At 71.9% G+C, this 13778-nt stretch carries 13 protein-coding genes; 10 read left to right on the top strand and 3 right to left on the bottom strand.

Translation table 11 applies throughout. The features are described from left to right. The first annotated feature begins 14 nt into the window (after window positions 1-14). The 4 genes from COUCH_RS28985 (at window position 15) to COUCH_RS28970 (ending at window position 3225) form a co-directional block, all read left to right on the top strand. On the top strand, window positions 15-1244 hold the full coding sequence (locus COUCH_RS28985) for a cysteine desulfurase (protein ID WP_249608384.1): 1230 nt from the start codon (window positions 15-17) through the stop codon (window positions 1242-1244). After that, window positions 1241-1690: a Fe-S cluster assembly sulfur transfer protein SufU gene (gene sufU, locus COUCH_RS28980; protein WP_249613837.1), complete on the top strand. Its 450-nt coding sequence runs from the start codon at window positions 1241-1243 to the stop codon at window positions 1688-1690. Before COUCH_RS28985 ends, sufU begins: the two co-directional genes overlap by 4 nt. Window positions 1691-1775: 85 nt before the next feature. Continuing rightward, window positions 1776-2309: a metal-sulfur cluster assembly factor gene (locus tag COUCH_RS28975; RefSeq protein WP_346015952.1), complete on the top strand. Its 534-nt coding sequence runs from the start codon at window positions 1776-1778 to the stop codon at window positions 2307-2309. 163 nt (window positions 2310-2472) lie between these two features. Beyond that, window positions 2473-3225, top strand: a complete 753-nt coding sequence (locus COUCH_RS28970; RefSeq protein WP_249608383.1) for a maleylpyruvate isomerase family mycothiol-dependent enzyme — start codon at window positions 2473-2475, stop codon at window positions 3223-3225. A gap of 2 nt (window positions 3226-3227) precedes the next feature. Here COUCH_RS28970 and COUCH_RS28965 read toward each other — a convergent pair whose 3' ends face one another. Further along, window positions 3228-3911 carry a DNA alkylation repair protein gene (locus COUCH_RS28965; RefSeq protein WP_249608382.1) on the bottom strand — a complete coding sequence of 228 codons (684 nt, stop codon included), beginning with the start codon at window positions 3909-3911 and terminating at the stop codon, window positions 3228-3230. A gap of 92 nt (window positions 3912-4003) precedes the next feature. Between COUCH_RS28965 and COUCH_RS28960 the strand changes: the two genes are divergently transcribed. Both COUCH_RS28960 and COUCH_RS28955 read left to right on the top strand, forming a co-directional pair. Further along, window positions 4004-4654, top strand: a complete 651-nt coding sequence (locus tag COUCH_RS28960; protein ID WP_249608381.1) for an acVLRF1 family peptidyl-tRNA hydrolase — start codon at window positions 4004-4006, stop codon at window positions 4652-4654. Between the two features lie 9 nt (window positions 4655-4663). Then, a complete protein-coding gene (locus tag COUCH_RS28955; RefSeq protein WP_249608380.1) occupies window positions 4664-5353 on the top strand; it encodes a histidine phosphatase family protein in 690 nt (229 codons plus the stop codon). Between the two features lie 475 nt (window positions 5354-5828). On the opposite strand, the gene COUCH_RS28950 is transcribed toward COUCH_RS28955, so the two are convergent. Both COUCH_RS28950 and ypfJ read right to left on the bottom strand, forming a co-directional pair. Beyond that, window positions 5829-6419 (bottom strand): LysE family transporter, encoded by a 591-nt coding sequence (locus tag COUCH_RS28950; protein WP_249608379.1) that lies wholly within the window; start codon window positions 6417-6419, stop codon window positions 5829-5831. Between the two features lie 577 nt (window positions 6420-6996). Continuing rightward, on the bottom strand, window positions 6997-7911 hold the full coding sequence (gene ypfJ / locus COUCH_RS28945) for a KPN_02809 family neutral zinc metallopeptidase (RefSeq protein WP_249608378.1): 915 nt from the start codon (window positions 7909-7911) through the stop codon (window positions 6997-6999). A gap of 213 nt (window positions 7912-8124) precedes the next feature. Between ypfJ and COUCH_RS28940 the strand changes: the two genes are divergently transcribed. The 4 genes from COUCH_RS28940 (at window position 8125) to COUCH_RS28925 (ending at window position 13659) form a co-directional block, all read left to right on the top strand. Further along, complete coding sequence (locus COUCH_RS28940) at window positions 8125-9729, top strand: ABC-F family ATP-binding cassette domain-containing protein (protein ID WP_249608377.1); 1605 nt, start codon at window positions 8125-8127, stop codon at window positions 9727-9729. Between the two features lie 812 nt (window positions 9730-10541). Further along, window positions 10542-10769 (top strand): helix-turn-helix domain-containing protein, encoded by a 228-nt coding sequence (locus COUCH_RS28935; RefSeq protein WP_015620263.1) that lies wholly within the window; start codon window positions 10542-10544, stop codon window positions 10767-10769. A 14-nt stretch (window positions 10770-10783) separates the two neighbouring features. Next, on the top strand, window positions 10784-11581 hold the full coding sequence (locus tag COUCH_RS28930) for an enoyl-CoA hydratase/isomerase family protein (RefSeq protein ID WP_249613835.1): 798 nt from the start codon (window positions 10784-10786) through the stop codon (window positions 11579-11581). 137 nt (window positions 11582-11718) lie between these two features. Then, window positions 11719-13659, top strand: a complete 1941-nt coding sequence (locus tag COUCH_RS28925) for an ABC transporter ATP-binding protein (RefSeq protein ID WP_430640831.1) — start codon at window positions 11719-11721, stop codon at window positions 13657-13659. The last annotated feature ends 119 nt before the right edge of the window (window positions 13660-13778 follow it).

Genomic DNA, 13778 nt, shown 5'->3' with positions numbered 1-13778 from the left:
TCTTGGAGACCGAGATGACCTTCGACGTGGCCCAGGTTCGCGGCGACTTCCCGATCCTGGGCCGGGAGATCAACGGGCACCCGCTGGTCTACCTGGACAGCGCGAACACCTCGCAGAAGCCACGCCAGGTGATCGACGCCATGCGCGACCACCAGGAACGGCACAACGGCAACGTGTCGCGCTCGGTGCACACCCTGGGCACCGAGTCCACGACCGCGTACGAGGCCGCCCGCGCGAAGGTCGCCGCCTTCATCGGTGCCGCGACGCCGGACGAGGTGGTGTTCACGAAGAACTCCACCGAGGCCATCAACCTCGTGGCATGGACGGCCGGCGACTTCCTGTCGCTCGGTCCCGGCGACGAGATCGTGGTGTCCGAGATGGAACACCACTCGAACCTCGTGCCCTGGCAGCTGCTCTGTCAGCGGACGGGCGCGACGCTGCGCTGGTTCGGCGTCACCGACGAGGGCCGTCTCGACGAGTCCTCACTCACCGAGCTGGTCAACGAGCGCACCAAGCTCGTCTCGATCGTGCACATGTCGAACATCCTCGGCACCATCAACGACCCGTCGCGCATCGTCGCCCGGGCCCGCGAGGTCGGCGCCCTGGTCCTGCTCGACTGCTCGCAGTCGGTGCCGCACCTGCCGGTCGACGTCGCGGCGCTGGGCGCGGACTTCATCGCGTTCACCGGCCACAAGATGCTCGGCCCGACCGGCATCGGCGTGCTGTGGGGCCGCATGGCGCTGCTCGAGACGATGCCGCCGTTCCTGGCCGGCGGCTCCACCATCGAGACGGTCACGATGGGCGGCACCACGTTCGCCCCGCCGCCCGCGCGCTTCGAGGGCGGCACCCCGCCGATCACCGAGGCGATCGGGCTCGGCGCCGCGGTGGACTACCTGACCGCGCTGGGCATGGAGAACATCCACCGGCACGAGCAGGAGCTCACCACGTACGCGTTGAAGGCGCTCGCGGACGTCCCCGGCGTGCGCATCTTCGGCCCCGCCACCCCGGAGGGCCGCGGCGGAACGGTGTCGTTCGAGGTGGACGGCGTGCATCCGCACGACGTCGGGCAGATCCTGGACGATCTCGGTGTCGAGGTGCGCGTGGGACACCATTGCGCGCGCCCGGTCTGCACCCGCTTCGGGGTGCCGGCGATGACCCGGGCCTCGTTCTACCTCTACACGACCACCGACGACATCGACGCGCTCGCGCGCGGCCTGGAGCACGTGCGGAGGGTGTTCGCCTGATGATCGACCAGCTCTACCAGGACATCATCCTGGACCACTACAAGCACCCGCACGGGCGCGGGCTGCGCGACCCGTTCGAGGGCGAGGCGCACCACGTCAACCCGACCTGCGGCGACGAGATCACCGTCCGGGTGACGTCGGACCTCTCCGACATCTCGTACGACGGCGTCGGCTGCTCGATCAGCCAGGCGTCGGCGTCGGTGCTGCACGAGCTCCTGAAGGGCCGCCCGACGGCGGAGGTGGCCCGGATCCACGAGGCCTTCGTCGAGCTCATGCAGGGCCGCGGCCAGGTCGAACCGGACGAGGACGTGCTCGGCGACGGCATCGCCTTCGCGGGCGTGGCCCGGTACCCGGCGCGGGTGAAGTGCGCACTGCTGCCCTGGATGGCATTCAAGGACGCCGCGGCTCGCGCGGGTGTGGGCGTCAGCCCGGAGGTGACGGCATGACCGACTGCACCGAACTGCGCCCGCCGTGCGCGGCCGATGGCCGTGACGGTGAGGGCCGGAAGGGCATGCCCAAGGAGGGACAAGCATGACCGACAGAACTGTTGAAGAGATCGCCTCGGACGCGGCGGAGACCGCCGGGCCCGACGACGCGACGTCGCCGGCTTCCTCGGCCACCTCGTCTCCCGCGACGGACGGTGCGGCGGCTTCCCCGTCGTCCGTGACCGACGCCGGTGCGCCGGCTGCGGCGGTTCCCCCGGCTTCGGCGGCCGACGCTGCCGGCGGGGGCGCCGTCTCGAAGGCGAGCGTCGCCGACGTCGAGGAGGCGATGAAGGACGTCGTCGACCCGGAGCTCGGCATCAACGTCGTCGACCTCGGCCTGGTCTACGACGCCCACGTGGACGACGACAACGTGGCCACCCTCGACATGACGCTCACCTCGGCGGCGTGCCCGCTGACCGACGTGATCGAGGACCAGACCCGCCAGGCGCTGACCACCGGCCCGGGCGGCGGCCTGGTCAAGGACTTCCGCATCAACTGGGTCTGGCTGCCGCCGTGGGGGCCGGACAAGATCACCGACGACGGCCGCGAGCAGCTGCGGGCGCTCGGCTTCAACGTCTGATCCACCGTACGGCCGGAAGCCGCCGGGTCGCCGAGACCCGGCGGCTTCCGCGTCTGCCGAGGGTGCGGCGTCGCGCCGGGGGCTTTCTCGACGTGCGCTCGTGCGTCAGTGGCGTTCCCGCGTCCGGGCGGTTTCCGTCGGAGGCGGGTGGTAGACAACGGGCATGACTCGTACGCCTGCGTACCCGGAGCTGCTGGACCTCATCGACGAGCGGGCGGCCGCCTTCCGTGAGGCCGCCGCCGCGGCAGACCCCGGGGCCCGCGTGCCCGGCTGCCCCGACTGGAACGCCGGCGACCTCATCGCCCACCTCGGCGAGGTACACCGCTTCTGGGCTGCGACGGTCGCCGCCGGCCCGTCCGGCGCGCCACCCTCCGCGGAGGCGATCGGTGACCGGACGCCCCACGGCGAGCTGCTCACCTGGTCCGCCGAGTCGACCCGGCTGCTGCTGGGCGCGCTGCGGGCCGCCGACCCCGACGAGGCCTGCTGGACCTGGTGGGGGGACTCGGACGCGCCGATGACGGTGCGGGCGGTCGCGCGGCACCAGGTCCAGGAGGCGGCGGTCCACGCGTACGACGCCCAGGACGCCGCCGGCAGACCCGAGCCGATCCCCGCCGCGGTCGCCGTGGACGCCGTGCCGGAGTTCCTGCAGGTCAGCCTGGGCAGCCTCGGGGCATGGCCGCATCGTCCCGCCCGGATCGCGCTCTCGGCGGTGGAGGGTCCCACCTGGCTGCTCGACCTCACGCTGCAGGGCGCCACGGCCGACCCCGCGCCCAGCGGCGACCCGGTTGCCACGATCCGGGCGTCGGCCAGCGACCTGCTGCTGGTGCTGTTCAAGCGGGTCGGCTTGGAGGCTGTGACGGTCACTGGTGACCCGTCGGCGGTGGACGAGCTGCTGTCGTGGATCGACAACGAATGACGTCAGAGGTGCTTGGTGGCTTCGCGCACGGACAACGGCGACAGCAGGCCCCGGTTCTTCGCCACGTAGTCGCGTACCGCGTCCGGATCGGTGCGGGCGTAGTGGCGCAGCGCCCAGCCGATCGCCTTCCGCACGAAGAAGTCGGCGTGCCCGGCCTGCCGCGTGCAGTATCCGAACAGCCGATCGGTGTCCGTCTCGGTGCCGTAGTGCAACTGGTGCAGCAGCGCCGTACGGACGAGCCAGACGTTGTCGTCCCCGGCCCAGGCGTCCATGTCCGCGACGAGCTGCGGATGCCGCCGCACCAGCCCGCCGACGAACCGGGTCGCGAGCGGGTCCACGGTGTCCCACCACGGCTTCGTCGTGATCAGCGTTCGCGCCGTGCCGAGGAATCCGGGGCCGGGCACCCGCACGTTGGCGCGCAGCCAGTCGCAGGCGAAGTACTGGTATTCCCGCTCGTCCCGGTCCCAGCACGCCAGCGCCACCGCCCGGAGGTCCTCCTCGGCCGGTTTCGGCAGGCCGGCCACCACGCTCCTGGCGAGGGCGCGCTGAGTGGGCGTCGGAAAGCCGAGAAACGCGAACTGGTTCCGCATGTAGGCGGCGGCGTGCACGGCCCGTTCCGGCTCCCGGGCCGCCTCGAAGAGCCGCACCAGCCGCTCCATCACCTCGTCGGCCGGCGATCGGGTCATGCCCGGATCATGCCACCCGGGAGCGACGGACGTCCGTTGCCCGTAAGACGGCGGCCCGCGCCACGGGTCGTGCCGCCGTACGCTGGTCCGTCATGAGCACACGACCGGCGGCCGGGGGAGGACGGTGGGTCGACGTGCCCCCGGAGCGGCTCGAACGGTGGCTGGAGAATTTCGCCGCCCGGCACGGAGGATGCGACTCCGACGGACTGATGCTGACGGGTACGGACGGAGCCACCGCCGAGCTGTCCCCGCCACCCGGTGCGCCGCCCGTCACGGACCTGGCCGAGCTGCAGCGCGTGGTGCAGGAGCCGCGCCGCGTCGGGTTGCTGCTCGCCCGCAAGGGAGCCGTGGCCGTGGGCGTCGCCGACGGTCCGAAGGTGCTGACGTCCAAGGTGGACACCCACTACGTGCAGGGCCGGACGGCCGCGGGTGGCTGGTCACAGCAGCGCTTCGCCCGCCGGCGCGACAATCAGGCCAAGGCGGCCGCCGCGGACGGCGCGGCCATCGTCGAGCGCCTTCTGCTGCCCGAGGTACGCGCGCTGACGGCCCTGGTCACCGGCGGCGACCGTACGGCGGTCGAGGCGATCCTCGCGGCCCCACGGCTGGCCGCGCTGGTGCCGTTGCGGCACGAGCGCTTCCTCGACGTGCCCGAGCCCCGCCGCGCCGTCCTCGACGAGGCCGTGGCGTCGGCGCGGGCCGTACGCATCCTCGTGCGGGACCCGGCGACCGGCGGCCGCGGATAGGGTTTCCCCGTGGACATCGTCGCGGAGCTGACCCTCATCCGGCACGGGCAGAGCACCTCGAACGTGGCCTTCCCCGAGGCCGACGCCGGTGGACTCGACGACTCGGGACTGACCGGCCGCGACGCCGACGTGGAGCTCACCGGCCTGGGCGTGACGCAGGCCGAGGCGGTCGGACGGTGGCTCGCCGCGCTGCCCGCCGGCCGGGTGCCCGAGGTCGTCGTGACGTCGCCGTACCGTCGAGCCCGGGAGACGTGGCGGATCGCCGCGGAGGCGTCCGGGCTGGACCTGCCCGAGCCGGCCACCGACGACCGGCTGGTGGACCGGCTGATGGGCGACCTCGAGATGATGACCCGGGCCGCCATCACGCAGCGGTACCCGGACGAGCAGGGCCGCCTCGACGACGCCGGCGAGTACCACTACCGCCCGCCCAACGGCGAGTCGTTCGGCGACATCGCGGAGCGCCTCACCGCCTTCCTCACCGACCTGAACCGGGATCACGCCGGCCGGCGCGTCGTGGTGGTCGCCCACGACGCGGTCGTGCTGATGATGCGGTACGTGATCGAGGGCCTCGACTGGGGGGCCCTCGCGGCGGTCGAGGCGGAGGGACGTGTGCTGAACGCTTCGATCACTCGCTTCGACGGCTCCTCGGGGCGTCTGGTCCTGGACCGCTACAACGCCGTCGACCACCTCCCGGCCTGACCCCTGCACAGCGTCCGAGCGACACCCCGGCTCGGTGTCCGCCTGCTCTCGCCCTGCCTCGTCGTGCTTGACCCTGTGCGACTGGGTGGTTGCGGTGGGCTTCGGGGGCGGGGGCTGGCTCACTCCGGGCGGTCAGGCTTGATCCCTGCGTGGACCATCCCCCGCCCCCGAAGCCGCGACGGTCGCGCTCGGTGGTCCGGCGCCGGCTTGGGGGCGGTGGAGTTCGCTCCGTGCTGTGGACCATGCCGCCGCCCTCGCAGCCGCGACGGTCGTGTTGGGTGGTCGGGCGGTGGCTTGGGGGCGGTCGGGTTTGCTTCGTGCCGTGGGCCGTGCCCAGCCCGGAGCGGTGACCGTTGCGCGGGCGGTCGGGCGCCGGCTCTCGTCGGCAGCCGAGGCCTGGTCGTGTGTCCGTGTCAGAGCGGGGGACCTACGTCGGGGCGGCGATGCGGCGCAGGGCCAACGGGTGGGGGCGGGTCTACAGCAAGAGGCCTATGGCCAGCGCGGCGATCACTGTGCTGGAGATCAGGGCTGTGGTGAGGCGGGCGCGGGGGCTTGTCAGGAAGCGGCCGATCAGGGAGCCGCTGCCCGCGATCAGGAGTTGCCAGGTGGCCGAGGCGAGGAATGCGCCGAGGACGAACCAGGCGCCGCCGCCCTGGCCGCCGCGGCCCAGAACCAGGGCGGTGAAGTAGACGACCGTTGCCGGGTTGAGCAGGGTGAGGCCGAGGATGCCGAGGTACGCCCCCGCCGGGGTGGTGCGGTCGGTGTCGTGGGTGGTGGCCGGCTTCGTGAGCGCCGACCAGGCGGTGTGGGCTGCCAGGAGGAGCAGGACGCCCGCCGCGGCCCAGCGCAATGGGGTGGCGATCGGGGCGATCGTGGCCGTCAGGGCCGCGCCGCCGATGACGGCGATCGCGGCGTAGACGCCGTCCGCGGTGGCCGCGCCCAGGCCGGCGGCGGCGCCCACTCGCAGGGAGGCGCGGGCGCTGAGGCCCGCGATGAGGACCGCGATCGCGCCGACGGGCACGGCGACGCCGTAGCCGGCGATCACGCCGGCGAGGAAGGCGCTCATGACACGGGTACGGGGACCGCCGGGCCGCCGGGGACACGCTGCTGTCGCCGGGCCCGTACGGGCGCGGCGGTGACAGCGGTCTTCGGCAGGCTCACGGTGGTCACGCGCCCATGGTGGTTGCGCCGGAACCGCTGGGCAACGGCTTTTCCGGTCGCACTCGCCGGTGGGGGAGGGCGGGCGTGCAGCCGGGCCGGTGGGGTGCAGCCAGGCCGGGGGGCAACCGGGCCGGGTGGGGTGCGGCGCAGCCGGGCCAGGGGTGCAGCCAGAGGTGGGATGCAGCGGGCCCCAGGTCGGGTGCAGCGGGCGTGGGTGGGGTGCAGCGGGCCCGGGTGGGGTGCAGCGGGCCCGGGTGGGGTGCAAGCAGGGGGTGCGGGCCGGTCCGGGCCGGGTGGTGGGGTGCGGGTGGCTGGAGGGTGGGAGTGCAGGTCCGTGGAGGGGCCATGCACTCCGGGTGAGGGACGGCCATTTACGCAGAATGAAGGGGCCAGGGCCAGCGAATGCTGGGCCCCGGCCCCGGCCTCGGCGGAGCGACGGTCTGTGCCACCCACCGGGCTACGACATGAAGCTCTTGATTGTTCTAGGAGACGGCGCCCGCGGCGAACGTGTCGCAGTTCTTCGGGGAGCCGCTCTCATAGCCCTGGCGGAACCATTGCTGGCGTTGCGCGCTGGTGCCGTGGGTGAATTCTGCCGGGTTGACCGAGCCGCCGCTGCGCTGCTGGAGGGTGTCGTCGCCGATCTTGCTGGCCGTGTCCAGGCCTTCCTGGATGTCCTGGTCGGAGATGCTCTTGAAGATCTTCTGGCCGCCCACGTCGGTGCCGGTGGCGTTCTTGGCCCATACGCCCGCGTAGCAGTCCGCCTGCAGTTCCAGCTTCACCGACAGCTTGTTCGCGTCGCCCGGGCTGCGTTCCTGCTCGCGGCGCATCGCGGCCTCGGTGCCGGCCAGGTCCTGGATGTGGTGCCCGTATTCGTGGGCGAGGACGTACGGCTGGGCGAACTCGCCCGGGGCGCCGAGCTGGTCGGCGAGCAGGCGGTAGAACGTGAGGTCGATGTAGACGCGGTCGTCGGCCGGGCAGTAGAACGGGCCCGTTCCGGAGTCCGCGGCGCCGCAGCCGGTGCGGACCTGGTTGGAGAAGTAGACGGTCTTCGACGGCTTGTACGGGTCGCCGAAGTTCTGCGGGAACGCGTCGGCCCAGTAGTCCTGGATCGAGTTGACGAACAGCGCGTTGCGGCAGTCCAGCTGCTTGATCGCGTCGGACTGTGAGCATTCCTGCTGCAGCGACGTGTTGTCGCCGGTCTGCGGTTCGCCTCCGCCGCCGCTGAGGTTGTTGATGCCGAAGTAGCCGCCCACCAGGGCGACCAGCACGGTCACGATGATGCCGGTCAGGCCGCCACCGCCGATCGGCAGACCGCCGATGCCACCGCCACCGCCACCCGCGGAACGCTGGTCGTCGATCTGGCTCGTGTCGATCCTGGCGTTCTCGTTGAGTTCCATCTCGTCCTCCCGGCCCGAGGCCCGCGCGCTCGGCGTGTCGCCCGTGTACCCGATGATCTTGCGCCTTAATCGGGTTGGGAACCGCGCCGGGGCGCCCGGTACACTTGCCCGGTGCTGCTCTGCGAAGGCTGACCTGCCCCGCGCCGACCGCGTGACCCACCGGCCGGCGCTTCCGTGTGCCCCGAGCCAGCCCTCCCGAGAGCGAGCGTTTTCATGATCACCGCCACCGGACTCGAACTTCGCGCCGGCGCCCGGATCCTGCTGTCCCCGACCACGCTGCGCGTGCAGCCCGGCGACCGGATCGGCCTGGTCGGCCGCAACGGCGCCGGCAAGACCACCACGCTCAAGGTCCTGGCCGGCGAGGGCCAGCCGTACGCGGGGGAGGTCACCCGGACGAGTGAGGTCGGCTACCTGCCCCAGGACCCCCGCACGGGCGACCTGAACGTCACCGCGCGCGACCGGGTGCTCTCCGCCCGCGGCCTCGACACGATCCTCGCCGAGATGCAGAAGCTCGAGGTCAAGCTCGAGGAGAGCACCGAGGAGAAGCTCATCCGCCGGTACGGCCAGCTGGAGGACCAGTTCGCCGGCCTCGGCGGGTACGCGGCCGAGGCCGAGGCCGCCCGCATCTGCGCCAACCTGGGCCTGCCCGACCGGGCGCTCGCCCAGACCATCGGCACGCTCTCCGGCGGTCAGCGCCGCCGGATCGAGCTCGCCCGCATCCTGTTCGCCAACTCCGGGCAGAACGGCAAGGGCATCCTGCTCCTCGACGAGCCCACCAACCACCTCGACGCCGACTCGATCGCGTGGCTGCGCGGGTACATGGCCCAGCACAAGGGTGGCCTCGTCGTGATCAGCCACGACGTGTCGCTGCTCGAGGCCGCGGTCAACAAGGTCTGGTACCTCGACGCCAACCGCGCGGTCGCCGACGTCTACAACGTGGGCTGGAAGACGTACCTCGAACAGCGCGAGACCGACGAGCGCCGGCGCCGCCGCGAGCGCGCCAACGCGGAGAAGAAGGCCGGCGCCCTCATGGCCCAGGCCGACAAGATGCGCGCCAAGGCGACGAAGACGGTGGCGGCCCAGAACATGGCCCGCCGCGCGGAGAAGCTGCTCGGCGGCCTCGAGGAGGTACGCGTCTCCGACAAGGTCGCCAAGGTGCGGTTCCCGAGCCCCGCCCCGTGCGGCAAGACCCCGCTGACCGCGTCCGGGCTGTCGAAGTCGTACGGCTCCCTCGAGATCTTCACCGACGTGGACGTGGCGGTCGACCGCGGCTCCCGGGTGGCGATCCTGGGCCTCAACGGCGCCGGCAAGACCACGCTGCTGCGCATTCTGGGCGGTCTGCTGACGCCCGACACCGGAGAGGTACGCCCGGGGCACGGCCTGCGGCTCGGCTACTACGCGCAGGAGCACGAGACGCTGGACGTGGACCGTACGATCCTCGAGCACATGCGCAGCGCGGCGGCCGAGCAGACCGACACCGAGCTGCGGAAGATCCTCGGCGCGTTCCTGTTCTCCGGCGACGACGTGGAGAAGCCGGCCGGGGTGCTCTCCGGCGGCGAGAAGACCCGCCTGGCGCTCGCGACGTTGGTCTGCTCGGGCGCCAACGTGCTGCTGCTCGACGAGCCGACCAACAACCTGGACCCGGTGAGCCGGGAGCAGGTCCTCGACGCGATCGCGAACTATCCGGGGGCGATCGTGCTGGTCACCCATGATGCGGGGGCGGTGCAGGCGTTGAAGCCGGACCGGGCGATTCTGCTGCCGGACGGCGACGAGGACGCCTGGAGCGACGATCTGCTGGAGCTTGTCGAGCTGGCGTGAGGTGGCCGGGCCGGGCCGGTTTCCGGCGCCGGGGTTTCTGCGCCGGGGGTCCGGCGGGTGGCCTCGGCGGGTGGCCGGCGGGTGATGCGGTGGCCGGGCTTACCTGGCTTGCCGTGCGTGGGTGGCCTTGCAGGCCGGCTGTGCGTGGGTGGCCTTGCAGGCCGGCTGTGCGTCCGTGGCCTTGCGGGCGGGGCCGTGCGCGGGTAGGTCTTGCGGGCGCAGCGTGCGCGGGTGGCCTTGCGGGCGGGCGTGCGCGGGGTGCCTTGCGCGGTGGCCTCGGCGGGTGGGCTGGGCTTCTGGGTCCTGGGCGGGTGCGGCGGGCCTGTCGGAGGCGAGATCGAGGATCAAGGGCATCGTCGGTTGTCAACTGGTGCCCACACAGACAGTGCGACATCTGAGGATTCCCCGGTCGCCCCGCGGGGGCTTCCGGGCGCCTGCGACACCCGCTCGGAGGCTCGTCCCGGCCGTGGATCACGTCCCAGGGTGAACGGCGGATAGACGCACAGTGACATCGTTGTCCACTCCCGGGCTAGATGATGTTTGCGCAGGTCATCGGCCCTTGATCGGCGGAGCGGCCCGGCGCCGCGGGGTGCCGCGGCGGCCCTGGCAAAACGTTTCACCGGCTGGTGGGACAGGTCCGCCGGCGTCCGTCAGGCAAGTGTCTGACATTGATGCCCGTGGTCATCGTCGGGTTCCTGACACTGATAAATGGGCACGCTGGCTAAGCCGGGATACCTAGCGCATGATCGTTGGAGGCGGTCTAATAGGTGGGACCGTATCGAACCGCACAGTCTGGGACGTGAGGATTCAACATGGCAGCCACGGGCACAGCCACCAGCACTGAGAAGGGTCGTCGAATCGTGGGTAGCGAGCGCCAGACGCTCGCGAAGGACCTGGTGAAGCGCTACACCTCCGGAGAGAGCATTCGGGCGCTGGCCGCATCCACCGGACGGTCGTACGGATTCGTGCACCGCGTGCTCACCGAGTCCGGCGTTCAGCTTCGCCAGCGGGGCGGCGCCCGCCGTCGCAAGAAGGCGTGACGACCAGCGAAGGCGTGGCGACCGGCGACGGCGCGACGACCGGCGCAGGCTCTGGTTCCGAGGCCGGCGTCCGCTATGCACAGGACGGGCCGGTCGCAACGGTGACGTTGTGCCGGCCCGATGTGCTCAATGCACAGACGCCGGCCATGTGGTCGGAACTCGACGACATTTCCCGGAAAATGCCGGGGGACGTGCGAGTCGTCATTGTCCGCGGTGAAGGACGCGCTTTTTCGGCCGGGCTCGACTTGTCGGTCGCACGGGGAGAAGGCGATTCTTCGCTGCCCGCCCTCGCGCGCTTGTCACCATCCGAGTGCGCGGAACGGATTGCCGGGTTCCAGGAAGCGTTCACGTGGTTACGACGCCCGTCGCTGGTCACCATCGCGGCGGTGCAGGGGCATGCCATCGGAGCCGGTTTCCAGCTGGCGCTCAACTGCGACATGCGCGTGCTCGCCGACGACGCCAGGTTCTCGATGGCCGAGGTGACGCTGGGACTCGTACCCGATCTTGGCGGCACCAAACGGCTCACCGAGCTGGTCGGTCCGTCGCGGGCGCTGGAGATCTGCGTCACCGGACGGCGGCTGGCGGCCGACGAGGCGGACCGGATCGGACTGGCCACCGCGGTGGTGCCGCGCGATCAGCTGGACGCGGCGGTGTCGGACCTCGCCGCGGCTGTGCTCGCCGCGGATGCCGGTGCGGTCGCCGAGATCAAGGGGCTGCTGGCGGGTGCGCCCGGGCGGTCGTACGAGGAGCAGGACCGCGCCGAGCGAGAGGCGCAGACCCGGCGGCTGCGAGACATGGCCGGCCTGGAGTAGGGCCCCGGCGCGGCGGTCGGGACCGGCCCGCCGGCCTGGAGTAAGGAGCGGATCGGAACATCCCGGTTACCTGCGAGGTTGTCGTACCCAGCGGGCAGACTGTGCCTGCCGAACGTACCGACGCCCGGAGGTGACGCATGGGACCCATGTCCGGCGGCTCCAGCTGGACCATGCTGCGCTCGATCCAGAATTCCGAGCGGGTCACCCAGCATCAGCTCAGCCGCGGCACCACGCGGCGCATCCTGCGATTCGCCCGGCCGTACCGGCGCGACATCACGGTCTTCCTCGTCACCGTGGTGTTCGCCGCCGGGATCGGCGTCGCCACCCCGGTGCTGGCCGGTCACGTCGTCAACGCGATCACCGCCGGTGCCTCCGACGCCGCGTCCACGGTCGTCAAGCTGGCCCTGACCATCGCCGCGCTCGCCGTGGTCGACGCCTTCCTGTCCCTCGCCCAGCGGTGGTATTCGGCCCGCATCGGCGAAGGCATCATCCTCGACCTGCGCACCCGGGTGTACGGCCACGTCCAGCGGATGCCGCTGCAGTTCTTCACCCGTACGCAGACCGGCGCGCTCGTCAGCCGCCTCAACAACGACGTCACCGGCGCCCAGCGCGCGTTCACCTCCACGCTGTCCGGGGTCGTCAGCAACGTGATCCAGCTGGTGCTGACCGCCGCCGTCATGTTCAGCCTCTCCTGGCAGATCACCGTCCTGTCGCTGATCCTGCTGCCGATCTTCGTGATCCCGGCGCGCCGGGTCGGCAAGAAGCTCGCCGAGATCACGCGGGAGTCGTACAACCTCGACGCCAAGATGAACGCGACGATGACCGAGCGGTTCAACGTCTCCGGGGCGCTGCTGGTCAAGCTGTTCGGCCGGCCCGAGGCCGAGAACGCCCGCTTCGCCGAGCGCGCGCAGCGGGTCCGCGACATCGGCGTGCAGCAGGCCATGTTCTCGCGCACCTTCTTCGTCGCGATGCTGCTGGTCGCCTCGCTCGCCCAGGCTCTGACGTACGGGCTGGGCGGCTGGCTCGCCGTCACGGGCAGCGTCACCGCCGGCACCGTGGTGACGCTGGCGCTGCTGCTCACCCGGCTGTACGGCCCGCTCACCGCGCTGAGCAACGTGCGCGTCGACGTGATGAGCGCGCTGGTGTCGTTCGACCGGGTCTTCGAGGTGCTCGACCTGCGCCCCGGCATCGAGGAGAAGCCCGGCGCGGTCGCCATCCCGGCGGGGGCCGGCCGCCTCGAGTTCCGCGACGTGCACTTCCGCTATCCGCGCGCCGACGAGGTGTCCCTGGCGACGCTGGAGGACGTGGCGGCGCTGGACCGGACGGAGAACGCGCCCGTGCTGCGCGGCGTCGACTTCACCGTCGAGCCCGGCCAGATGGTCGCGCTCGTCGGGCCGTCCGGCGCCGGCAAGTCCACGACCTCGATGCTGGTGTCCCGGGTGTACGACGTCACCGAGGGCGCGGTGCTGGTCGGCGGCGTCGACGTGCGCGACGCGACCCTGGACTCCCTGCGCGACACCATCGGCGTCGTCACGCAGGACTCGCACCTGTTCCACGAGACCATCGCGGAGAACCTGCGCTACGCGCGGCCGGGCGCCACCGAGGAGGAGATGTGGGAGGCGCTGCGCGGGGCCCAGGTCGCTGATCTCGTACGGTCGCTGCCCGACGGCCTGGAGACGGTGGTGGGGGAGCGGGGCTACCGGTTCTCCGGCGGTGAGAAGCAGCGCATCGCCATCGCGCGGCTCCTGCTCAAGCACCCGTCGATCGTCATCCTCGACGAGGCGACCGCGCACCTCGACAGCGAGTCGGAGGCGGCCGTGCAGCGGGCTCTGACCACGGCGCTGCAGGGCCGTACCGCCCTGGTGATCGCCCACCGCCTGTCCACGGTGCGCGACGCCGACCTGATCCTGGTCCTCGACGAGGGCCGCATCGTCGAGCGCGGCCGCCACCTGGACCTGGTCGCGGCCGGCGGGCTGTACGCGGAGCTGTACCGCACCCAGTTCGCCGACAGCGCGCCGCTGGTGCCGTCTGACCCGGAGCCGGTCATCGTGCCGATCCCGACGCCGATCGAGCCGTGACGGGAGCGCCCGGACGATCCGGCCGCTGACCGCCCCGGCGTGGCGGCCGGGGAGCGGGCGCCCGGCCGGACGAACCGGCCGCTGACCGGGCACGGAGGTCGGGGCCGGGGCGGCGTCAG

This window comes from Couchioplanes caeruleus (genome assembly GCF_023499255.1).
GTDB lineage: Bacteria > Actinomycetota > Actinomycetes > Mycobacteriales > Micromonosporaceae > Actinoplanes > Actinoplanes caeruleus_A.
The sequence above is the reverse complement of the archived record's forward strand: the minus strand, read 5'-3'. Positions and strand labels throughout refer to the sequence as shown.